Raw genomic sequence first — 21034 nt, 5'->3', positions numbered from 1 at the left:
GGCTCGTTTTTTAATAGCCTCCTTTTATTTGTTGTCGGTTTCTGTCGGTAAGTCGATATATTTTGATAATCGCTGATATATTTTATTTAATCATTAACTGATCCAATTTTTATGAGAAAAGGTCGTGATATTATGTGGAAGCAACAAATGCTCCCCACAAAACGTGGCACATTTGAACTCTTTACAAAAGGAAATGGCGAACCACTTTGTATTACACATCACTATTCACAATTTAATGAAACTGGTGATTACTTTGCGGATGTTTTCACTGCTACGCATCGTGTATTCCTCATTAATTTACGAAACGCTGGTAACTCAGCAAAAGCCAATTCAGAAAAAGAATTAAGTATGATTGAAACAGTTCACGACTTAGAAGCAATACGAGAAGCTCTACAACTTCCAACATGGCACTTCGCTGGCCATTCAACAGGTGGTATGCTTGGACTTTTATATGCAATTACATATCCAAATTCCTTACAATCATTAGCCTTGGCCGGAGCTGCAGCAAGTAACTATACCGAAACACCATTTTGCATTTATCACCCAGTACATCCACAGTTTCATTATATGCAACAACTCATCGAAAACTTAAAAAGCCCTCACCTTACAAATAAAGAGAGAAAAGAATTATCTACTAAGAGATCAAAATTATCATTGTATAAACCCGAAAACTATAACTCTTACTTTAATAAACCAATCCAAAAAACAATGTCCGCTAGCCGGATGAATGCTTTCGCCAATGAATATCCTTCATTTGATGTAAGAGAGCATTTACCTTCCATCCAAACAAAGACACTTATTATATGCGGAAGACATGATGTACAGTGCCCAATTCAGTATTCTATTGAGATGCATGATGGCATACATAATTCTATCTTTGTGATATTTGAGGAGAGTAACCACTATCCTTTTTTAGAAGAATCTGCTCAGTTTACTTCTACTACTCAAACATTTTATAAATCATTACGCCAGTACCGTTATTATTAAGAAAATCTATACAATGACAAAAAGCTCAAAGTCTCTATATGACTATGAGCTTACTTTTCAAAAGAAATATTTCACACTAGAAACAACAAAAAGAAGAACAAAAAAATCATTAAACCTACATCAAGTAATACTGCCTTTTTATCTCCTTCTTTTATACTCATCATAAAATTAGAAATTATTTTAATTCCAAAAAAGACCATCATAAATAACCCACCGAAATGATCATTCGTAGAATCTTCATCATAAAACATTTGTATTGCACCAATAATTAATAAAATAAGTACGATATTGGTTCCAATCTTTAAAGCCTTGTTTGATTTATTATCTTTTAATGTATCTCCCAAAATGTAGCACGCCCTCTCATGCTCTCCTATGTTTTATCTCTCTTTATATTTTAACACAAATTACCTATTATTCCCTTTTTGTTCGAATAACATAAAAAACCTGCCAATTACTCGGCAGGTACATTACACGTTAAAGCGATAACCAGCTCCCCATACTGTTTCAATATATTGCGGGTGAGCAGGATCTCTTTCAATTTTTTCACGTAACTTTCTAATGTGAACAACGACAGTGGCTAAATCACCAGCTGAGTCTAGTCCCCAAATACGTTCAAATAACTGTTCTTTATTTAATACTTGGTTTGGATGCGTTACAAAGAATGTTAATAAATCAAATTCCTTCGTTGTGAACGCGATTTCTTCATTGTTTATAAAAACTTTTCTCGCTCGCTGATCAATAGAAATTCCGTGAATATATAAAATATCGCGTTGCTTACTTACATTTCCTGATAATCTTTCATAACGAGAAATATGTGCTTTTACCCTTGCAACTAATTCACTTGGACTAAATGGTTTCGTTATATAATCATCCGCTCCTAAACCGAGTCCGCGGATTTTATCTATATCTTCCTTCTTTGCTGAAACAAGTAAAATCGGAATATCTTTTATAGCACGTATTTGTTTACAAATTTCAAATCCGTTCATTTTCGGAAGCATAATATCTAAAATAATTAAGTCATAGTCTTCCTGAAGAGCCATTTGTAGACCTATTTCTCCTGAATGCTCTACATCGACTTGAAAATCACTAATTTCTAAATAATCTCGCTGTAATTCTGCAATACTTATTTCATCTTCTACTAGTAAAATTCTCTTCATTCTACTCACCACATTCCTGTACTTTTTTCAATGAGAAGAAAATGCTCGTGCCTTTCCCAAGCTCGCTTTCCGCCCAAATATTCCCGCCATGCTCTTCAACAATTTGCTTCGCGATCGCTAAGCCAAGTCCACTTCCACCTGTACTAGAATTTCGCGATTGCTCTGCACGATAAAAACGTTCAAAAATGTAGGGAAGTGTATCCGATTCAATACCTGATCCGTTGTCCATCACTTTCACAATCACTTTATTATTATCACTCAATACTGTTACACTAATTTTCTTCTCTTCTTTATCCATGTATTTCACACTATTATGAATTAAATTTGATATCACTCTATTTATCTTTTCGCAATCAGCCGTTACATATAGTGGTGATGCATGTAATTGTAAGTTAATTTCTATACCTTCCTTACTTAAATCCATCTGCATCTCTTCTATTAATTCTTGCATAAACATATTTAATTCAACCGTTTCAAACTGAAAGGGAACCCTATTCAAATCGAGCTTCGAAAATAAAAATAGTTCGTCAATCAGTGTATCCATATGTCTTGCTTTCGTATGAATAGTCGTTAAGTACTTATCCATTTTTTCTGGTGTATTTGCTATCCCGTCTTTTATGCCTTCTACATATCCAATAATAGATGTAATCGGTGTTTTCAAATCATGAGATATGTTTGAAATGAGCTCTTTTCGATTTTCTTCATACTGTGTTTGCATCTCTATCGAATCTTTTAATCTCTTCCTCATTTCCTCAAACCCTTGATTTAATTGTCCGATTTCATCGTGCGATGTAACTGTTATTTGAAAATCTAAATTTCCTTCTTTAATTTTCTCAGTCGCATCTTTCAATACCAAGATTGGTTTTATCACACTTCTTGAAACGAGATAACTTAATAATCCAATAAGTAAAATGGCTAACAGTAAAAGTGATACGAACAAAATCGGAAATAACTTTTGTATAAGATCGACAAATGAACTTTGCCTTTTTAATACAAATATACTCCCTTCTTCATCCCCAGGAAAATAAAAATCAAATTTTACATATCGATAAAATGTATCGCCTAATTCCGTTGTACCACGACTATTAATATTTGCTGATTCAAATTTTGGAAGAGCTTCTTTTAAAGATACACTTTCAAATATTTTTGTAGCATAAGAAATGGTTTCTCCCTTTCTTACAACTATTTTCACACCTTCTTTTTCAAGTGATGAAACGAACGATTCATCTAATAGTTGTGATTGATTTTTCTTTGCCGCTAATTTCAATTCAATATACGCATTCTCTTCTTCTGGCGTAAGCGGCTTTTGAATATAGGAACTTTTATAGAAATTTTTCACTGATTCCAAGTCTCCTGTTATGGAAAAAACAATTAAAAATCCCGCGACTAATATGAGCGTGATGGAAACGAGAATAACAGCAATATAGGAGAATAAAAATCTTATTTTAATAGACATCATTTACATCCTCACTTTACCCCGCATTAACGGGCAGTAAGATCCCCACCTCAAAATTCAGAGAAAGCAAAGAAGTTAAGTAGAGGATCAACTGCCCATAAAAGCCCGATTGGTTCAACTAATAATCAGTGGGGGATGAACAAAACCCCCACTGATTAAAGTTTCACTTTATCAAACCTTATTATTTATAAGCATAGAAATATATGTTCAAATACTCAAGCGATTTTATAGTAATTTTAGCGTCAGTTTATAAAAATTTAATGTTATTCTTTTACAGTTGAAATGAGGAGGTTGAAATTCCATGTTCAAAAAAACATTAAGCATGATCTGTTGCGTAATTTTTTTGCAAGGATGCTCACAAGAACAAGAAGTTAAAAAGGAGATGACAAACATGGCGACAGCACTACTAGCAGCTACTGAGAAACAAGAAACGAGTACTGTTATATCGTTACTCAAAAAAGGGGCTGCCATAAATATAACGGATAATAAAGGACGTACCCCTCTTATGATTGCTACATACAAAAATGATATAAAAACCGCAAAAGCGCTGATCGAAGCTGGTGCTGACGTAAATATCCAGGATGATATAAAAAACAATCCCTTTCTATACGCCGGTGCGGAAGGTTACTTGGATATTTTAAAACTAACGATTGATGCCGGTGCAGATCCATCGCTTACGAATCGTTACGGCGGAACAGCTCTTATCCCCGCCTCAGAACATGGCTATATTGATGTTATTAAAGAACTCCTTACGCGAACAACTATTGATGTTAACCATGTAAATAATCTCGGATGGACCGCTTTAATGGAAGCCATCGTACTAAGTAACGGAAACGAAACACAGCAACAAGTCATTCAGCTTCTTATTGAGCACGATGCAGATGTAAATATTCCAGACAACGATGGTGTTACTCCGCTAGAGCATGCTCGCGCTCATAACTTTAAAGAGATAGAGAAGATTTTGTTAGAAGGACATAAGTAAAAAGCTAATTTTTGCCTTCCTCCCCCGCCCTATGCTACATTTAACCCGTTACATCAATATTAATAGGGTGGGAATAAACATGAACAAACCTAAAATTGGGATGATTGGACTTGGAAGTATTGCACAAAAAGCCTATCTTCCAACACTTACAAAAGAAATCGATTGGAATTTTGTAGGGGCGTTTACACCTAACGCGGAGAAAAGGAAACAAGTTTGCCAACAATACCGCATGCAAGACTTTCATTCTATTGAAACGTTAGCTTCGGAATGTAATGCAATCTTCGTTCATAGTTCAACTGCTACACATTATGAAATCGTTTCTGAACTTTTGAAAAAAGGAATCGACGTTTATGTTGATAAGCCGCTAGCAGCTACAGTAGAACAGGCTGAGAAACTAGTCGAGTTGAGCGAAAAGTATAATCGAAAGTTAATGGTCGGATTTAATCGCAGATTCGTTCCTATGTATGTCGCTGCAAAAGAGCAAGCTCATGATATTTCATGGATTCGAATTGAAAAACACCGCACAAATAAAGTTGGGCCATACACGTACGACTTTACTATGTTAGATGATTACTTACATATTGTAGATACTGCTCGCTGGTTAGCTAACGGTGATCTTAACGTCGTTCATAATATGATGCAAACGAATGAAAAGAATGAACTTCTTTACGGACATCATACATATACAACGCCAAGTGGACTGTTACTTTCTACCGCGATGCATCGCCATGCCGGTACAAATTTAGAACAAATTGAACTTGTAACGAAGGGGAAAATCATTCGCGTAAAAAATATGAACACATTTGAAGTTGAGCAGGATAATACAGTTTCGCAAAGCGGTTCACCATCATGGGATACGACGTTGAAACAGCGTGGTTTTGAAGATGCTGTTCATCATTTTATTGAATGTGTATACGGTGATACAAAGCCTGTTGTAGATGGATTAGAAGCATTAAAAACGCAGCAGCTGTTGCAATCTCTACTTGACGATGTAAACAAAAAGTAAAACGGATACATTTTTCAGAATTTACTTTCATTCCCATTTCCCCTTTATTTCTGGCGCAAATTTCTATAGAATATGTTGATAGGAATTATAAATTTCATAATGAATCGTGGAAAGGATGGGATTAACACATGTGGAACGAGTTTAAAAAATTCGCATTCAAAGGAAATGTAATCGATTTAGCTGTCGGGGTTGTAATCGGTGCTGCATTCGGTAAAATCGTTAGTTCTTTAGTAAAAGATATCATCACACCATTACTTGGTATGGTATTAGGTGGCGTTAACTTTACAGATTTAAAAATTACATTTGGTAAATCATCTATTATGTATGGTAACTTCATCCAAACTATTTTTGATTTCTTAATTATTGCAGCTGCTATCTTTATGTTTATTAAAGTATTCAACAAACTAACCTCTAAAAGAGAAGAAGAAAAAGAGGAAGAAATTCCAGAACCAACAAAAGAAGAAGAACTTCTTGGCGAAATTCGCGACTTATTAAAACAACAAAACTCTTCTAAAGATAGAGCATAATTGAACGGATAAAAAGGCATGCCCCTCGGGACATGCCTTTTCTATATGCTATAACGTTTCCGAATTCATATGAATAAATAAAATAATACCCGCAACCATAAGTACCATAATACTACCTGCAAATAGTGTAATGCCCATGAACATTAAACTCGTGCTCATGTCCACTGATACACTTTCAATAAAAATAGAAATTACATACGTGATAAGGGCAATTCCTGCAAGAATACTTCCTGGAACAAATCGCTTTAAGCCATTTTGTTTTAACGTCATATATGCAAAAATAGCAGTCATACAAAGCGTAATTATCCAAAGAACGATCATCTCTTTTCCCCCCTCACAAGCCTTTTCTTTCTATTATACATGACATTGCCCTATAATAGTTAAATTTGCACTTATGTGACATATAACAAGGAATAATACCATTTTGCAACGAAGTCACCAATAGACCATGTACTCGGGAGGATTTCAATTGGGAGATGATATTGTAGGATATTTTAAACAAATAGAACGATTCGATTATATTACAATCGACTTAGACAAAAAGTTTTTTTATATCGAAGTTGTACAACGAGAAACAAATATAACTTTACTAAAAGTATCACTTAACTTAGACAAAGATGAAACCATTATTGCTGGAAATGTGAAACAATATGATCCTTCTAGATTAGAACATTTCATACAAAGTTTTAAACGGACTGCACAAACATGTCTTGAACATAATTTACGAAGTCCTGAAGAACTTTTTGCATTTTGGAAAGGAAATTGACCACTATAAAAATGGATATCATTCATATAAATTGATATAATTACCATATACAACTATTCTTTACAAGGGAGTGTTCATAATGATTTGGATTTCACTAATCGTATTAGCCTATTTCATCATTCTCGTCCCAATACAGTATAACTATATTAAGATGCTCAAGACAAAACAGAAAAAAATGAACAGGTCACAAAACGAACTATACGACAACATGTCTTATGAAGAATCCCAAATACATTATCACTATCAAAGTAACGTATTTACAATACCTGCTTCGCTTGTCGCAAGTATTATTTATAGAGTGAAACATGCAGCATAATATGTACGCTGTAAAATTATTGTTTGAATCTGTTCATTCTGGTGAGCCTGATCCTACGAAAATGGATGAGCATTATGAAGAAAATCACGATACACTTTTTGAAGAAAGTATTATTCTTGTTAAAGCAAACAGTATAGAGGAAGCTCATGAATTAGGTGAAAAGATAGCTATACACTCTGAAGAATCATACGATAATATGTACGTTGAGCAAGTAACGTGGACGTTTCGAAAAGTATTGCATGTGTTTGAATTAGACGATACACCATTCGAAACTGGAAAAGAATTGTACGCCAGATTTTTACACGTTAAGAAAAATGAAACGGTAGATACAGTAGTTAAAACATACTATCCTGAATACGAATAAAAGCTCACAGCGAATGCTGTGAGCTTTTTTATACTTACTTCGTTGAATCTCTAAATTGGATACGGTGAGGTAAGATAACAGTGTGATCTTCCACTTTTTCTTTGTTCATATACTTTGTTAATAGACGCATTGCTACTGCACCGATATCATACATTGGTTGTACAACTGTTGAAAGTTGTGGACGAACCATTAATGCAAGGCGTGTATTATCGAAACCAAGTACTTCTACATCAGTTGGTACGTTTAATCCAGCGTCTTGTGCTGCATGGATTACACCTAGTGCCATTTCGTCAGAAGATACGAAGATTGCTGTTGGCTTTTCATCACTGCTCCAAAGCTTTTCGAATGCTTCGATACCTGAATCATATGTGTAATCTCCATCGATTATAAGATTTTCATCATATGAAATACCTGCTTCTTCTAAAGCCTTTTTATAACCTTGTAACTTCTTCGCGCTGCCCGCTTTATCAATGAAAGGACCAGAGACGAAACCGATACGCTTATGTCCTTGCTCAATAAAATGCTTCATTGCGTCGTAAGCTGCTTGTGTATAATCAATATTTACTGATGGCGTTTCATTTTGCTCATCAAATGACGCTGCTAATACGATTGGTACTGGAGACTTTTTGAATTCTTCAATGTGAATATCTGTAATATCTTCACCCATGAAAACAATTCCGTCCACTTGTTTTCCAAGCATCGTATTTAATAAATGGAACTCTTTCTCTTTGTTTTGGTCAGAGTTACTTAAAATGATGTTATATTTGTACATTGTTGCGATATCTTCAATTCCACGAGCAAGTTCTGCATAAAACGTATTTGAGATATCAGGAATAATAACACCTACTGTAGTTGTCTTCTTACTTGCTAGTCCACGTGCTACCGCATTTGGGCGGTATCCTAAACGATCAATTGCTTCTAATACTTTCTTTCTTGTTGTAGGCTTTACATTTGGGTTACCGTTCACAACGCGTGATACGGTAGCCATTGAAACGTTCGCTTCGCGCGCTACATCATAGATTGTTACGTTCATCTCATCGCACACTCCTTCTATTTTTGTTATCTATTTTTATGTATCGGTTACTTGAATGAAAAAAAGACATCAACTCTATTTGCAGATGCCACCAATCGTCCCGAGTTCTTCCTTTTACTAATGATACGATAAAAACGCAGGCTCATACAATATTTTCCCGCAAAAGTTTCGAAAAAATTCGCTTCTTTTCTCGTATTTTCGTATTTTTTATGAAAAAAAGGGCATTTTTTGTAAAAATATAGATATTCAATACGTAGAAACCTTATTTTAAGCAATACGATAGTAAATGAAATTTATATCGGCGATTTTCAAATATATTGACTGCAACTCGAAATATATGAGCGATTTTTCAATTATATCGATCACAACTCCAATTATATCAGCGATTTTTTTAATATATCGACTTACCGACAGAAACCGACAATGGTAGTCATTTGATGCGCTGAATTTGGAGGTGCACGGCGCCCTGTAGAATGCGTTACATCGGCAACGACAGGTAAATGTGTTTCTTTCTTTAAAATCGGCGCAGCGGATATAGGAAGCGTATTACGCGTCGCTCCTTCCCATCACACCTTTTCACTTACAATAAAAAAGACAGTGTAAACACTGTCTTTTTTATAAGAAGGAAACAAACGGTTTATCGCTGTTTTTCTCTTTTATAATAATTGCCTCGATTTTACTCTCGGACTTGATCTGCAATTGTACTTTTGCATCTTTAGGTAGTTTTTCTAACATACTTTGAGCAGCCAGTTGGGTAAGAGCCATTAATTCTGTTTTACCGTTATATTTAATAACAATATTCATATTTAATGTATCCATTTGATTTTTCTTATAAGAAACCTTAGCATTTACTGGGATAAAATCTCCAGTAGAAAAACCTTTCATTGCATCAGCAAAGTTAGTTATTTTTGTATTATCTTCTCCATGTGCTTTTGTAAATTCATCAGAAGGATATGAAAACGCTTGTTCATCGATCGTGCTCCAATTTCCAAGGTTCGTATCATTCTTTTGAACAGTAGCACTAGCAATATATGTACCATTTTTTAAAGAACTTGTACTTTCTTGCTTAAAGATAGCAAACGTAATTGGAGATTTATTATACTTGTCATTTTTATTAATAGCCTCAGTAAGTTGCTTAGCAACTTCAGCACCTTTAGACATTGCTTCTTCATTCGATACACTTGAAGACATTGCTAACCCAATCACTACACCAGATAAACTTAATTCATTTGAATGCTGCTTCCCGAAATAGTCTTGTTCTATAATATTTGTCAAAACGGGTGCTTCTACTTTTGCAACTAACTCATCAACTAACTTCTCCGGAATATATTGATTTAATTGTAGTACATGATTTTCTGTATCAAATTGCTCTTTTGCAATATTCATTAAACCATTTTCATACTCTGCTAAATCTAATTTAGAATTTGTTTTTATATTAGCTGTATTTATAACCTTTTGTTCCTTTAAAGGAATTACAGTTCTATAATAATCTTTAGAAACAGCAGTTCTCGGAATCATACTTTTTTCTTTCGTATCCTTCTGTATAACTTCATCCTTCTTACTAATCGTATTATTACTACAAGCTCCTAGTAATAAACTTACGACCGCGAAGGATAATGCCATTTTCTTCATTACTTAAAACCTACTTTCAACAATCTAGTTATTTAATTTGAACTATTAACAGTGTACCATTAAATATATTTCAACAAAAACAAAAAAAAGAAGCAAGCACCTTTAGCTTGCTTCTTTTTACTTAATATTCTCTTCTAAAGCGTCTTTTTTAATGTTCCAATGAGACGTATTCCATACTACCATCCCATCTTTTATGTATAACACTTGCGGAGATTCATGTTTAATGCTGTACTGTTCTGCAACACGATTCGAAACATCTCTCGCATCTTGTACGTATAAGTAATACGCTGGTACCGCTCTTTCTTCACTACAATACGCTTGAAATTCTGTGTATGCACCATGACTAATCGGGCATGTCGTACTATGTTTAAAAAGAACATAAGGCTCGTTTTTTTCTACTAATACTTCAAGCTCTTCAATTGTTTCAACTTTTGTCATATTCATCACGATTCACCTCTCATACGAAGTCTAGAGCGCTTTTCTTTCTTTTCAGCTTTTTTCTCAAGTCTCTCTAATTTACGCTCTTCTTTTTCAACCTTTTTCTCTTGTCTTGTCGCACGATAATGATTGTATACTTCAATTGCTGCGCTACTCCACTGTACAACTTGCGCTACTTTATCTGCATTATTTTCAATTTCGTCCGTAACAGAATCTGATACATTACGAAGTTTCGTATTTAAAGAATGGATTGTCGTTCCAATCCCATCTACACCCGATACTACTTTATTTAATGATTGTGATTTCTGTTGAATGTCATCAGCTAACGCATTTGTTTTATGTAATAATTGCTCCGTCTCTACGCTAATCCCTTGCATTTGCTTTTCCAAACCTTCCAATGTGCTTGCAACGTTTTCTAACGTCTTCTGAACCGATAACAACGTTCTGCATACATACACAACTAATACAGCGAAAGCAACCGCGATAATAGCCGCACTTACATATAAAAGAACTTGCATTTCATCACTTCCTTTATCTTTTTCATACTTTCTCCTATTATACAATCATTTTCCGTTTCGTTCTAATCCCTATCTTTTCATTAGAATTTTCATACTTATTCGTTAACTTTAACATAAATGATTCAACAAATTCCACTAAGTAGGTTACAATAGGAGAGGATACATAATTAGTAGGGAGGCTTTACATATGAAAGATCCACGCATTGAAAAGTTAGCATACAATTTAATTAACTACTCTATTCGCTTACAAAAAGGCGAAAAAGTATTAATTGAAAACTTTGGCTTACAAAAAGAACTTGTAACTGCACTTGTAAAAGAAGCATATGCAGCTGGTGGTTTCCCATTCGTTTCTTTAAAAGATCATCAAGTAGATCGCTCTTTATTAATGGGTGCTACTGAAGAACATTTCGAACAAATCGCTGCATATGAAGCAAGCATAATGAAAGATATGGACGCTTATATCGGTCTTCGCTCTGGCGATAACATTAACGAACAAGCTGACGTGCCAAGTGAAAGAATGCAAATTCACGGTCAAACAGTTGGTAAAAAAGTTCATAGAGACATCCGCGTTCCGAAAACGCGCTGGGTTGTTCTTCGCTACCCAAATGCTTCTATGGCGCAGCTTGCTAAAATGAGCACAGAAGCTTTCGAAGACTTCTACTTCGAAGTTTGTAACTTAGACTACGGTAAAATGGATAAGGCGATGGATAGCCTTGTTACATTAATGAATAAAACAGATAAAGTTCGCTTAACTGGTCCTGGAACTGACTTAACATTCTCTATTAAAGACATTCCAGCTATTAAATGCTCAGGTCATTTAAATATTCCAGATGGTGAAGTATACTCTGCACCAGTTCGCGATTCTGTTAACGGTACAGTTTCTTACAATACACCATCTCCTTACAACGGTTATACATTTGAGAATGTACAACTTAAGTTTGAGAATGGCCAAATCGTTGAAGCAACTGCAAACGATACAGAGCGCATTAACAAAATCTTCGATACAGACGAAGGCGCACGCTACGTTGGTGAGTTCGCAATCGGCGTAAACCCATACATCTTACATCCAATGGGAGATATCCTATTCGATGAAAAAATCGATGGTAGCTTCCACTTCACTCCTGGACAAGCTTACGACGATGCATGGAACGGCAACAACTCGAACATCCACTGGGATTTAGTATGCATCCAGCGCCCTGAATACGGCGGCGGCGAAATTTACTTCGACGACGTACTGATCCGTAAAGACGGACGCTTCGTTGTATCCGAACTAGAAGCTTTAAACCCAGAGAACTTAAAATAATGAAAAACGCTCGGAATTTTCTCCGAGCGTTTTTTTATTAATATTGTAATAAATCTTTCGCCACATCTTCTGGCACTTTAAAACTCATTTTCTTATTTTTCATTTCAACTTCGACATAAGGGACATCTTTATATACTGTCATAGTACCAATTTCATGTAACTCTTTTTTATCATTACTCGAATCCGATAATTTTTTTGTATCCTCTTGATACATTTTAAATGTTTTCCCTTGCGGAGTATCTAAAGGAGCCGACCGCATTTCCCACTTATCCATTTTCATGACTTCAAACAGCTTTTCAATTTCTTCTTTATCAGTAATTACTTTTTTCTCACTTGAATCCGTAAGTGATTCAATTTCAACTTTTTGTGCCTTTTCTAAGTTCATATCTGCCTTTTCCTTCTTCGTACTACATCCTATTAAAAGAACGGATGCGGTTAGCAGAAGTAAAAATAACGTAAGGACTTTTTTCATTTCTAATCCTCCTAACTATATAGAACTACTTTTCTCGCTTTTTGTTTGCTGAAAATGAAAATAATATAAAAGCGCCACTGCAATAGTACCTATTAATATTGGTACATATAGAGGCAGATCCCATTTCATATATACTCTAGTGCAACCAACAACCACAAACAAAATTTCTAAACAGAATAAAGGTTTTACATATTTCATTTCTTACCTACCATTTCTATTTTCACATTTGGGTTATCTTTCTCGATAAGCGCCAAAAATTCATTCATATGTTGCGGCATCGTAACCATATGTACTTTGTATGCATTCGTCGTAATTTCAAGGTATTTCCCAACTTGACGAATGATTCTTATCTCTTTCAATACGATATCGTCATTTAAAATGCCGTACTTTAATACACCATTTTCTACTTTATGCTTTTTAATAAATACTTCCCAAACGAGTGGCACATTTACAAGGAAGCATAAACCCATTCCAATTAACGCTGACATCCACTGCTCTTTATTTGAGATAATCATGACAAGTGGATATACGAACATAAAAACTAACGTGAGACAAACGAAAATTACTACTGACTTACTTCTTTGAATCGGAAAGTCCATACCTACACCCCCTAACCTAAATTATACCACTTTTTCCATTTTAGTCATGAAAAAAGGCCATTTCTGAATGACCTTCTTAAACGATATACCTATAGAATTTCTTATCTACCTGTAACACTGGAAAACTTTTTGGCAGCTCATCTATACTCACACTTTGGAAATCATTCTTTTCATAAAAGCGATGCGCTGCTAAAAACTTCACTGTCGTTCCTAAGTAAATATCTTTCAGCTTTTTATTCTCAGCCCACGAAATTGCTGTTTGGAGCAACTTATGTGATGCGCCCCACCCTTTTCCGCGAAATTCTTTTTTTACGAACATTTTTCTTAGCGCTACTTGCTGATTCTCAATATCTAATAAAGCTACTGTTCCAACTACTTTATCATCATAAGTTGCTATCCAAAAGTTTCCATGATCCCTTTGATAGAACGTTTCTATTTCAAGTAGGTCGGGCTGTTCTTCTTTCGTAATAGGAACATTGTACTCTTTTTGCTGAATATGAACGATAAGATCTACTACTTCATCTTGAAACGTACTTTCATACGGAATAATGCGTATCTTCTCGTTCATCGGATCTCCTTCCACTCTGAAGCTAGTAAACTATATACAGCGATATCGTGAAAATGATCGTATAGCCATTCATCATCTCTTAAAATACCATCTAACTTAAAACCTAAACGCTCTGGAATAGCGCGGCTTTTCACGTTTTCAACACCGCATCTAATTTCTATTTTATTTAATTTTAAATTCTCAAATGCATAGTGAAGTACAGCTTTCACGCTACGCGTCATAATACCTGTCCCACCAGCATCTTCTGCCAGATAATATCCGAGACTTGCCGCTTTCTTCCCCCAACTTACTGGATGAATACCTACCATCCCAACGAGCTTTCCTTTGTAACGTATACCACTTTCAAAACCGTCTCCCTCTGCAAACTTCTTTAACCACATCGGACAAATTTCATCATACGCACCAGCAGATTTCACTCCATCTACCCAAGGAAGCCATCTTCGTAAATGATTACGGTTTTGGTCTATTAATTGATATAGTTCCTCTTTATGATGTTTCTCTAATAACTGTAATTCGATTTCGTCGTCTACTCGAAGTGTGAACATGTTTTTTAACCCCTTTTTTCTTATTATTCTAACATTTCTAAATGGAAAATGTTAAATATTCACACTTTTTTTAATTTTATATACGAACAACTACTATGTATGATTGATATCTAGATATGAATCATACATAGTTAAAGTATGGAAAAAAATGATAATTTTATAATTCAATTACGTAAAGGTGTTTTTGATCTCGCTATTTTATCTTTAATACGTAAACAACCTATGTACGGATACGAAATTACAAGTGCATTACAAGATATCCCTGTGTTTCATATCCCAAACGGTTCGATTTACCCTATATTAAATCGAATCACGAAAAACAATTGGGCTGTTTCCTATTGGGAAGAGTCCGGTGATGGCCCAAAAAGAAAATACTATCGAATTACAGACGAAGGGAGAGAAATTTTAAATAGTCGCTTACATGATTATGATGCAGTGTATCATGCTCTAATGTTACTAGCTAAAGGAGAGGATAAAAAATGAACAAAAAACAATTCTTTTCAAATGAACTCATTACTTCTTTCTTACACGATCTTCATAAAGGTTTAATGAACTTACCTGCGTCAGCAAGAGAACAACATGTGCTAGAGATCAAATCGGATTTATATGAAAATGCATTAAGTAAAGAAAGCGAAGGGATACCATTAGAAATCATCCCTTCACAAGTGATTGAAGAATTTCTTCCTCCAAAAGAATTAGCACAGGAAATTGCAGTAGAATATACAGATGTTATTCAAAATGCACAGCAATCTACAAATACATTTATTAAATATTATTCCGGCCTATCTATCGGTCCACTTGGCGCTCTATCAGTGCCTATTGTACTAGGCTTCATCAACATTTCAGCTAATTTGCCATTTGTACTAGCTTTTATAGCAAGTAACATTTGGTTTATCTGTAGAGAAAACCATTGGAATACAGACTTATTAAAATACTTTAAAACAATAATTTCCATTAGCTCAAGGCTTTTAATCGCTCTTCCGTTTACTTTTTTCGCAATTCGAATTATGATAACAAAACAATTCGATATGTTTTCATTCTATTATTTAATTGGATATGTACTTTTTAGTTCAATTTATATCGTTTTGTTAAAACAACTCTACAAAAAGAATAAACAATACCAACCTATCAATGCTTTTTAAATATATCGAACACAACAAAAAAAAGACGCACAGCCAAGCTATGCGTCTTTTCTATTATTTCTCTGCAACTTGAACTTCTTTTACGTAAGCTGCTTCGAATTTTTGGATGTCTCCTGCGCCCATGAAAATTAGAACGCCGTTTTTGTGTTTCTTTAATACATCCGTTGTTGTATCTGTAATTAGTTCTGCACCGTCAATACGCTTTTGCAGATCTTCGATTGTTAATTCACCTTTGTTTTCGCGTGCTGATCCGAAAATATCACATAAGTATACTTGGTCAGCTTTGCTTAGACTTTCAGCGAACTCATCTAAGAATTTTTCTGTACGTGAGAATGTATGTGGCTGGAATACAGCGACAACTTCACGCTCTGGGTGTTTTTGACGAGCTGCTTCAATCGTTGCATTAATTTCTGTCGGATGGTGTGCGTAGTCATCGATAATAACTTGCTCTCCCATTGGCTTTTCATTAAAGCGACGTTTTACGCCTTCAAAAGTTGTTAGCTGATGCTTAACTGCTTCTACATCAACGTTTTCATAATGGCAAAGCGCGATTACTGCTAATGCATTTAATACGCTATGATTGCCGTATCCTGTAATTTTGAACGTGTCATAGTACGTATTACGAACGAATACATCGAAAATAGTACCATCTGTTCTCTTTTGAATGTTACGTGCTTGGAAATCATTATCTTCTCCAAATCCATAGAAAATAACAGGTACTTTCGCTTGAATTTTTTGAAGTTCTTCATCATCTCCACATGCAATAATGCCCTTTTTCACTTGCAATGCCATCTCTTGGAATGCATTGAATACATCATTGATATCTGAGAAATAATCTGGATGATCAAAATCAATGTTTGTCATAATCGCATAGTCTGGATTGTAAGACAAGAAATGACGACGATACTCACAAGCTTCAAATACAAAATACTTACTATTTTCTACCCCATGCCCTGTTCCATCTCCAATAAGGTAAGATGTAGGGTGTGCACCTTGCATTACATGGGCTAACAAACCAGTTGTTGATGTTTTTCCATGTGCACCAGTTACAGCAACACTTGTGTATTGGTTCATAAGGTCACCTAAGAAGTGATGGTAACGATGTACCGGGATGTTTAATTCTTTTGCTGCTACAATTTCTTCATGCGTATCAGGAAACGCATTTCCTGCAATAATCACTTGTCCTTCTTTTACATTATTTTTATCAAAAGGAAGGATCGAGATATTACGCTTTTCCAACGCTGTTTGTGTAAAGAAACGCTTTTCATAATCAGACCCTTGAACAGTATGCTTCATGTCATGAAGAATTTGAGCTAATGAACTCATTCCTGTTCCTTTAATTCCTACAAAATGGTAAACTGTCATCTTAAAGAACCTCCAACATTTCGAACTAATACAACGGCCTATCTATAAGACAGTATATGAATCTTTTCTTATTTTGGTAATCATCATACATTTTTGATGTAGTGAAGTTTTTCTTTCCCTTCACTTATCAGGATAAACTCGTACGTACTTCTTTTTATGTCCATAACAAATCCATTATAGCAAAAAAGAAGCCGCTATACTATGATAACAGAAAAACTGATAGGGTCAATCACCTATCAGTTTTTCTCTCTTTTACATATCTTCTCTTTTTTCTAATTGAACACGCTCTAAACGTGGGTTTGGACGATATTTACGACCAGCTTTCGCTTCTGGTTTTCCATTTAATTCTACGTTATCACCAGTAAAGCCAATATTCATTTTTAATAAACTACTTCCTACTCCGTATATATCAACAGGTACGTTTTGAGCTTCAAATTCACGAATACGCTTCTCATCAAATCCACCAGTTACAACGATGTCTACATGCTGGAATCCTTCTTCATCAAGTGCTTTACGAAGTGCGAATACAAGCGATGGGTTTACACCACGTGGATCGAATGTTCCAAGTACTTCTGGGTGGCGAATGAAGTATTGATCAATCATCGTGCGCGACGTATCTACACGTACACCTTTTAATGTTGATCCAAATTCACGCGCTACGCGAAGTGCATCTGTAATGACATCATTGTTGTAATCAATTAATACAACTAATTCATCTTCTGGGAATTTCTTATGATATGCTTTTGCCGCTTCCACAACATCACCATTAAACATTTGAATTAATGCGTGAGGCATTGTCCCCATACCACTCTTGCCCCACCATTCATTCATCGCATGCGTCGCTTGTGCGCTCATACCTCCGATGTATGCTGCATAACCGTCACCAGCTTGTTGTGTATAATGATCGTCACGATCTCCCATGAAAATAACTGGTTTTTCTTTATCTACGCTACGTGCAGCTTGGACAACGTTATATACGTTTGTCGCAACTGATGTACGACGTGCTAAAATTCCATCAATGACACCTTCTAAAAAACCAAAATTTTCATAAGGACCATGAATTGTTAACACTGTTTCAAACGGACTAATATTATCGCCATCTTTTAAAGAGTTAATTTCAAGTTCCTCAGGATTTTTGGCGAATGTTTGTAGCAACGCAATCACTTCATCTGTTCCGCAAAGAACTGCATTTTCCTTTTGGAAAAATTGCATCGTCACAACACTTCTCGGGCGAAATTCTTCAATGATTTCTCTAGTCTTTAAAAAGTAAACGGCAGAGAACCATCCTTCTCCAACACGTTCGTCAAATTTAAATGTTCTATTTGTTAGTCTATTTATTTCACCTTTTAATTTTAATTCAATTTCTTTCATGTCGCTTTACTCCCTACTTTACTATCCAACATTTTCTATTAGTATACAGCAAAACCGTTTACTATACATTTGTTTCCTGCATAGCAGCGAATTCATCCTCAGAAATAAGGACATCTCTCGGTTTCGTTCCTCTTCCCTCAGAAATAATCCCTTGCGATTCCATCTCTTCAATGAGACGTGCCGCGCGATTATAACCGATGCGGAATTTTCGCTGTACAGAAGATGTGGACGCTCCCCCTTGTTCTACAACAAATTGACATGCATCAAAGAACAATTCGTCTTCCGACTCAGCTTGTTCTGTTTTCGCTAATAAATCCTCTTGCTTAAATAAGTAATTCGGCTTCATTTGCTTTCTCACATGATCAACTGTTTTCTCAATCTCATCATCCGATACATATACACCTTGTACACGAACTGGTTTAGACGTACCGTTTCCTAAAAATAGCATATCACCACGGCCAAGTAATTTCTCCGCGCCCCCAATATCAATAATCGTACGCGAATCAACTTGAGATGATACAGTAAACGCAATACGCGTTGGAATGTTTGACTTAATTAAACCTGTAATAACATCTACAGACGGACGCTGCGTTGCTACTAATAAATGAATACCACAAGCACGTGCTTTTTGCGCAATACGACAAATCGCTTCCTCCACATCACCAGGTGCTACCATCATTAAATCGGCTAACTCGTCAATGACAATAACGATATAAGGTAATGTCTCTCCTGGAATTTCTCGCCCACTTACAATCGTATTGTAACGAGTTAAATCACGAGCACCCGCGTGCGCAAACAATTCATAACGACGCTCCATTTCTTCAACTGCCCACTTTAATGCAGCTGTAGCAGCTTTTACATCCGTAATAACAGGTGCTACAAGATGTGGAACAGAATTGTATGGTGCAAGCTCAACCATCTTCGGATCAATTAACATTAACTTCACTTCATGCGGTTTCGCTTTATATAAAATGCTCGTTAAAATTGCGTTAATACACACACTTTTACCAGAACCTGTTGCACCCGCAATAAGTCCGTGTGGCATTTTCCGAATATCCGTTACAATTGGATCGCCTGAAATATCAAGCCCTAGCGCAACTGTAAGCGGTGATTCGCTCTTTGTAAACACAGGACTTCTTAAAATTTCACGAAGGAATACTGGCTTACTTTCTTTATTTGGAACTTCGATTCCAATCGCACTCTTCCCCGGAATCGGCGCTTCAATACGAATATCTTTCGCAGCCAAACTCAACTTAATATCATCACTTAAATTTGTAATTTTATTTACTTTCACACCTGGGTCTGGCTGTACTTCAAAACGAGTTACCGCTGGACCTTGCGATACGTTAATAACATGTGCACCAACGTGGAAATTATTAAATGTTGTATCTAATAATTCTTTCTGTTCATTCAACCATTCCGTATTATCTAACGCTGCTTGCTGTGGAATTGATAGCAATGTTAATGGCGGAATTGCATATGTCGGTGGTGTTTGCAATACATTTCGTATATCGTTCTCTCTTTGATTTACAACATATGCTTTCTCTTGTACTTCCGTACTTGAAATTGGCTTTTGTACTTGCTCTGCCACTACTTGCTGCATTGGTCTCTCTTCCACTTGTGGCTCTTCCACTTGTGGCTCTACCACTACTTGCTGCACTGGCTTTTCTTCCACTTGTGGCTCTACCACTACTTGCTGCATTGGCTTTTCTTCCACTTGTGGCTCTACCACTACTTGCTGCACTGGTTTCTCTTCCACTTGTGGCTCTACTACTACTTGCTGCACTGGCTTTTCTTCCACTTGTGGTTCCACTACTTCTTGTTGCACTGGTTGTTCTTCCACTTGTTGTACAGGCTTATTCTCTACTCGTTCACTCATAGAAGATTGCATTGCATTTGCTCTAGCCGCATGTCTTTCCATTAATCGCGTTCTGTCTTGTTTCAACATAACAACATTAAATGGTACATGACGCTTTTTCTCACGTTTTGGTTCTTCTTTTTGTACAACTGGTTGCTCTTCTGCGACCGGTGTTTCCTCTATAACTCGTTGCTCTTCTGCAATCGGTGCTTCTTCTACAATTGGCGCTTCTTCTACAACTCGTTGCTCTTCTGCAACTGGTGCTTCTTCTACAACTGGCGCTTCTTCTACAGCTCGTTGTTCTTCTACAACTGACGCTTCTTCTACAGCTCGTTGTTCTTCTGCAACTGGTGCTTCTTCTGCAATTAAAACATTTGCAAAGCTTTGAACATCTTTTTTCATTTGTTCATCAGCCTCAGTAACATGTATGAACTCATTCTTTTGTTCAATTTGTTCATTTAACAACATTTCTTGCTGCGTTTCCTCAAGTGCTACAGGTTCCGCTTCCTCTAGCTCTTCTGTTTCCGCAACTACTTCCACTTCTTCTAGAGCTTCTGTTTCTGCAATTACTTCCACTTCTTCTAGAGCTTCTGTTTCTGCAACTACTTCCACTTCTTCTAGAGCTTCTG

Annotated in this window: 26 protein-coding genes and 1 pseudogene; 10 read left to right on the top strand and 17 right to left on the bottom strand. The window is 35.9% G+C overall.

Annotation, left to right across the window (positions count from 1 at the left end):
- Positions 1-111 precede the first annotated feature (111 nt).
- On the top strand, positions 112-987 hold the full coding sequence (locus KVT31_RS00135) for an alpha/beta fold hydrolase (RefSeq protein ID WP_140392566.1): 876 nt from the start codon (positions 112-114) through the stop codon (positions 985-987).
- A 71-nt stretch (positions 988-1058) separates the two neighbouring features.
- Here KVT31_RS00135 and KVT31_RS00130 read toward each other — a convergent pair whose 3' ends face one another.
- The 3 genes from KVT31_RS00130 to KVT31_RS00120 all read right to left on the bottom strand — a co-directional run bounded on the left by KVT31_RS00130 (position 1059) and on the right by KVT31_RS00120 (position 3600).
- Positions 1059-1331, bottom strand: a complete 273-nt coding sequence (locus tag KVT31_RS00130) for a hypothetical protein (RefSeq protein WP_088098015.1) — start codon at positions 1329-1331, stop codon at positions 1059-1061.
- 123 nt (positions 1332-1454) lie between these two features.
- Positions 1455-2144: a response regulator transcription factor gene (locus tag KVT31_RS00125; protein ID WP_088098016.1), complete on the bottom strand. Its 690-nt coding sequence runs from the start codon at positions 2142-2144 to the stop codon at positions 1455-1457.
- A 1-nt stretch (position 2145) separates the two neighbouring features.
- A complete protein-coding gene (locus KVT31_RS00120; protein ID WP_088098017.1) occupies positions 2146-3600 on the bottom strand; it encodes a sensor histidine kinase in 1455 nt (484 codons plus the stop codon).
- A gap of 301 nt (positions 3601-3901) precedes the next feature.
- On the opposite strand from KVT31_RS00120, the gene KVT31_RS00115 reads away from it, so the two are divergent.
- From KVT31_RS00115 to mscL, 3 genes are all read left to right on the top strand, one after another.
- The gene (locus KVT31_RS00115; RefSeq protein ID WP_088098018.1) at positions 3902-4582 is read left to right on the top strand and encodes an ankyrin repeat domain-containing protein; all 681 of its coding nucleotides are present in this window, start codon (positions 3902-3904) and stop codon (positions 4580-4582) included.
- A 79-nt stretch (positions 4583-4661) separates the two neighbouring features.
- On the top strand, positions 4662-5588 hold the full coding sequence (locus tag KVT31_RS00110; RefSeq protein WP_088098019.1) for a Gfo/Idh/MocA family protein: 927 nt from the start codon (positions 4662-4664) through the stop codon (positions 5586-5588).
- A 128-nt stretch (positions 5589-5716) separates the two neighbouring features.
- A complete protein-coding gene (gene mscL / locus KVT31_RS00105; RefSeq protein WP_088098020.1) occupies positions 5717-6115 on the top strand; it encodes a large-conductance mechanosensitive channel protein MscL in 399 nt (132 codons plus the stop codon).
- 48 nt (positions 6116-6163) lie between these two features.
- Here the strand turns inward: mscL and KVT31_RS00100 are convergent, their stop codons facing one another.
- Entirely contained in the window at positions 6164-6436 is a 273-nt protein-coding gene (locus KVT31_RS00100) for a DUF3917 domain-containing protein (protein WP_000636592.1), read from the bottom strand.
- 148 nt (positions 6437-6584) lie between these two features.
- Between KVT31_RS00100 and dhp61 the strand changes: the two genes are divergently transcribed.
- The 3 genes from dhp61 (at position 6585) to KVT31_RS00085 (ending at position 7561) form a co-directional block, all read left to right on the top strand.
- The gene (gene dhp61 / locus KVT31_RS00095) at positions 6585-6881 is read left to right on the top strand and encodes a protein Dhp61 (RefSeq protein ID WP_140392567.1); all 297 of its coding nucleotides are present in this window, start codon (positions 6585-6587) and stop codon (positions 6879-6881) included.
- A gap of 79 nt (positions 6882-6960) precedes the next feature.
- Entirely contained in the window at positions 6961-7197 is a 237-nt protein-coding gene (locus KVT31_RS00090) for a DUF3949 domain-containing protein (protein ID WP_088098022.1), read from the top strand.
- A gap of 1 nt (position 7198) precedes the next feature.
- The gene (locus tag KVT31_RS00085; RefSeq protein ID WP_140392580.1) at positions 7199-7561 is read left to right on the top strand and encodes a DUF4288 domain-containing protein; all 363 of its coding nucleotides are present in this window, start codon (positions 7199-7201) and stop codon (positions 7559-7561) included.
- A gap of 34 nt (positions 7562-7595) precedes the next feature.
- Here KVT31_RS00085 and ccpA read toward each other — a convergent pair whose 3' ends face one another.
- The 5 genes and pseudogenes from ccpA to KVT31_RS00060 form a co-directional block, all read right to left on the bottom strand.
- A complete protein-coding gene (gene ccpA, locus KVT31_RS00080) occupies positions 7596-8594 on the bottom strand; it encodes a catabolite control protein A (RefSeq protein WP_001103291.1) in 999 nt (332 codons plus the stop codon).
- A 458-nt stretch (positions 8595-9052) separates the two neighbouring features.
- Positions 9053-9160: pseudogene (locus KVT31_RS00075) on the bottom strand (bifunctional 3-deoxy-7-phosphoheptulonate synthase/chorismate mutase); the annotation flags it as partial.
- Between the two features lie 49 nt (positions 9161-9209).
- Complete coding sequence (locus tag KVT31_RS00070; RefSeq protein ID WP_088098024.1) at positions 9210-10226, bottom strand: CamS family sex pheromone protein; 1017 nt, start codon at positions 10224-10226, stop codon at positions 9210-9212.
- Between the two features lie 117 nt (positions 10227-10343).
- A complete protein-coding gene (gene ytxJ / locus KVT31_RS00065; RefSeq protein ID WP_001057490.1) occupies positions 10344-10670 on the bottom strand; it encodes a bacillithiol system redox-active protein YtxJ in 327 nt (108 codons plus the stop codon).
- Positions 10670-11182: a DUF948 domain-containing protein gene (locus KVT31_RS00060; RefSeq protein WP_001197725.1), complete on the bottom strand. Its 513-nt coding sequence runs from the start codon at positions 11180-11182 to the stop codon at positions 10670-10672. The genes ytxJ and KVT31_RS00060 overlap by 1 nt, the downstream gene beginning before the upstream one ends.
- A gap of 187 nt (positions 11183-11369) precedes the next feature.
- Here KVT31_RS00060 and KVT31_RS00055 point away from each other — a divergent pair, with 187 nt between their 5' ends.
- Positions 11370-12485 (top strand): aminopeptidase, encoded by a 1116-nt coding sequence (locus KVT31_RS00055; RefSeq protein ID WP_088098025.1) that lies wholly within the window; start codon positions 11370-11372, stop codon positions 12483-12485.
- 37 nt (positions 12486-12522) lie between these two features.
- Here KVT31_RS00055 and KVT31_RS00050 read toward each other — a convergent pair whose 3' ends face one another.
- The 5 genes from KVT31_RS00050 to KVT31_RS00030 form a co-directional block, all read right to left on the bottom strand.
- Positions 12523-12957, bottom strand: a complete 435-nt coding sequence (locus KVT31_RS00050) for a hypothetical protein (protein WP_088098026.1) — start codon at positions 12955-12957, stop codon at positions 12523-12525.
- Between the two features lie 15 nt (positions 12958-12972).
- Positions 12973-13155: a hypothetical protein gene (locus KVT31_RS00045; RefSeq protein WP_088098027.1), complete on the bottom strand. Its 183-nt coding sequence runs from the start codon at positions 13153-13155 to the stop codon at positions 12973-12975.
- Positions 13152-13556: a PH domain-containing protein gene (locus KVT31_RS00040; RefSeq protein ID WP_088098028.1), complete on the bottom strand. Its 405-nt coding sequence runs from the start codon at positions 13554-13556 to the stop codon at positions 13152-13154. Before KVT31_RS00040 ends, KVT31_RS00045 begins: the two co-directional genes overlap by 4 nt.
- Positions 13557-13632: 76 nt before the next feature.
- Positions 13633-14124, bottom strand: a complete 492-nt coding sequence (locus tag KVT31_RS00035; protein WP_088098029.1) for a GNAT family N-acetyltransferase — start codon at positions 14122-14124, stop codon at positions 13633-13635.
- A complete protein-coding gene (locus KVT31_RS00030; RefSeq protein ID WP_088098030.1) occupies positions 14121-14669 on the bottom strand; it encodes a GNAT family N-acetyltransferase in 549 nt (182 codons plus the stop codon). Before KVT31_RS00030 ends, KVT31_RS00035 begins: the two co-directional genes overlap by 4 nt.
- Before the next feature lie 138 nt (positions 14670-14807).
- Here KVT31_RS00030 and KVT31_RS00025 point away from each other — a divergent pair, with 138 nt between their 5' ends.
- Positions 14808-15152, top strand: a complete 345-nt coding sequence (locus KVT31_RS00025; RefSeq protein ID WP_088098031.1) for a PadR family transcriptional regulator — start codon at positions 14808-14810, stop codon at positions 15150-15152.
- Positions 15149-15811, top strand: a complete 663-nt coding sequence (locus KVT31_RS00020; protein ID WP_088098032.1) for an HAAS signaling domain-containing protein — start codon at positions 15149-15151, stop codon at positions 15809-15811. Before KVT31_RS00025 ends, KVT31_RS00020 begins: the two co-directional genes overlap by 4 nt.
- Positions 15812-15865: 54 nt before the next feature.
- On the opposite strand, the gene murC is transcribed toward KVT31_RS00020, so the two are convergent.
- The 3 genes from murC to KVT31_RS00005 all read right to left on the bottom strand — a co-directional run.
- On the bottom strand, positions 15866-17176 hold the full coding sequence (gene murC, locus KVT31_RS00015) for a UDP-N-acetylmuramate--L-alanine ligase (RefSeq protein ID WP_000219461.1): 1311 nt from the start codon (positions 17174-17176) through the stop codon (positions 15866-15868).
- A 252-nt stretch (positions 17177-17428) separates the two neighbouring features.
- The gene (locus KVT31_RS00010) at positions 17429-18547 is read right to left on the bottom strand and encodes a nicotinate phosphoribosyltransferase (protein ID WP_088098033.1); all 1119 of its coding nucleotides are present in this window, start codon (positions 18545-18547) and stop codon (positions 17429-17431) included.
- Positions 18548-18608: 61 nt separating this feature from the next.
- Positions 18609-21034 (bottom strand): DNA translocase FtsK (locus tag KVT31_RS00005; protein ID WP_254637113.1); only part of this gene is annotated, 2426 nt, incomplete at its 5' end.

This window comes from Bacillus sp. GbtcB14 (assembly GCF_019091205.1).
In the GTDB taxonomy this organism is placed as follows: Bacteria; Bacillota; Bacilli; order Bacillales; family Bacillaceae_G; genus Bacillus_A; species Bacillus_A cereus_AG.
Note: the sequence above shows the minus strand (reverse complement) of the source record. Positions and strands in the feature narration are given on the sequence as shown.

Excerpts from the sequence above, each read along its gene's own strand:
- KVT31_RS00135 (WP_140392566.1), top strand. The coding sequence starts at position 112 with ATGAGAAAAGGTCGTGATATTATGTGGAAGCAACAAATGCTCCCCACA.
- KVT31_RS00125 (WP_088098016.1), bottom strand. The coding sequence starts at position 2,144 with ATGAAGAGAATTTTACTAGTAGAAGATGAAATAAGTATTGCAGAATTA.
- KVT31_RS00120 (WP_088098017.1), bottom strand. The coding sequence starts at position 3,600 with ATGTCTATTAAAATAAGATTTTTATTCTCCTATATTGCTGTTATTCTC.
- KVT31_RS00115 (WP_088098018.1), top strand. The coding sequence starts at position 3,902 with ATGTTCAAAAAAACATTAAGCATGATCTGTTGCGTAATTTTTTTGCAA.
- KVT31_RS00110 (WP_088098019.1), top strand. The coding sequence starts at position 4,662 with ATGAACAAACCTAAAATTGGGATGATTGGACTTGGAAGTATTGCACAA.
- mscL (WP_088098020.1), top strand. The coding sequence starts at position 5,717 with ATGTGGAACGAGTTTAAAAAATTCGCATTCAAAGGAAATGTAATCGAT.
- KVT31_RS00100 (WP_000636592.1), bottom strand. The coding sequence starts at position 6,436 with ATGATCGTTCTTTGGATAATTACGCTTTGTATGACTGCTATTTTTGCA.
- KVT31_RS00090 (WP_088098022.1), top strand. The coding sequence starts at position 6,961 with ATGATTTGGATTTCACTAATCGTATTAGCCTATTTCATCATTCTCGTC.
- KVT31_RS00085 (WP_140392580.1), top strand. The coding sequence starts at position 7,199 with ATGTACGCTGTAAAATTATTGTTTGAATCTGTTCATTCTGGTGAGCCT.
- ccpA (WP_001103291.1), bottom strand. The coding sequence starts at position 8,594 with ATGAACGTAACAATCTATGATGTAGCGCGCGAAGCGAACGTTTCAATG.
- KVT31_RS00070 (WP_088098024.1), bottom strand. The coding sequence starts at position 10,226 with ATGAAGAAAATGGCATTATCCTTCGCGGTCGTAAGTTTATTACTAGGA.
- ytxJ (WP_001057490.1), bottom strand. The coding sequence starts at position 10,670 with ATGAATATGACAAAAGTTGAAACAATTGAAGAGCTTGAAGTATTAGTA.
- KVT31_RS00060 (WP_001197725.1), bottom strand. The coding sequence starts at position 11,182 with ATGCAAGTTCTTTTATATGTAAGTGCGGCTATTATCGCGGTTGCTTTC.
- KVT31_RS00055 (WP_088098025.1), top strand. The coding sequence starts at position 11,370 with ATGAAAGATCCACGCATTGAAAAGTTAGCATACAATTTAATTAACTAC.
- KVT31_RS00050 (WP_088098026.1), bottom strand. The coding sequence starts at position 12,957 with ATGAAAAAAGTCCTTACGTTATTTTTACTTCTGCTAACCGCATCCGTT.
- KVT31_RS00045 (WP_088098027.1), bottom strand. The coding sequence starts at position 13,155 with ATGAAATATGTAAAACCTTTATTCTGTTTAGAAATTTTGTTTGTGGTT.
- KVT31_RS00040 (WP_088098028.1), bottom strand. The coding sequence starts at position 13,556 with ATGGACTTTCCGATTCAAAGAAGTAAGTCAGTAGTAATTTTCGTTTGT.
- KVT31_RS00035 (WP_088098029.1), bottom strand. The coding sequence starts at position 14,124 with ATGAACGAGAAGATACGCATTATTCCGTATGAAAGTACGTTTCAAGAT.
- KVT31_RS00030 (WP_088098030.1), bottom strand. The coding sequence starts at position 14,669 with ATGTTCACACTTCGAGTAGACGACGAAATCGAATTACAGTTATTAGAG.
- KVT31_RS00025 (WP_088098031.1), top strand. The coding sequence starts at position 14,808 with ATGGAAAAAAATGATAATTTTATAATTCAATTACGTAAAGGTGTTTTT.
- KVT31_RS00020 (WP_088098032.1), top strand. The coding sequence starts at position 15,149 with ATGAACAAAAAACAATTCTTTTCAAATGAACTCATTACTTCTTTCTTA.
- murC (WP_000219461.1), bottom strand. The coding sequence starts at position 17,176 with ATGACAGTTTACCATTTTGTAGGAATTAAAGGAACAGGAATGAGTTCA.
- KVT31_RS00010 (WP_088098033.1), bottom strand. The coding sequence starts at position 18,547 with ATGAAAGAAATTGAATTAAAATTAAAAGGTGAAATAAATAGACTAACA.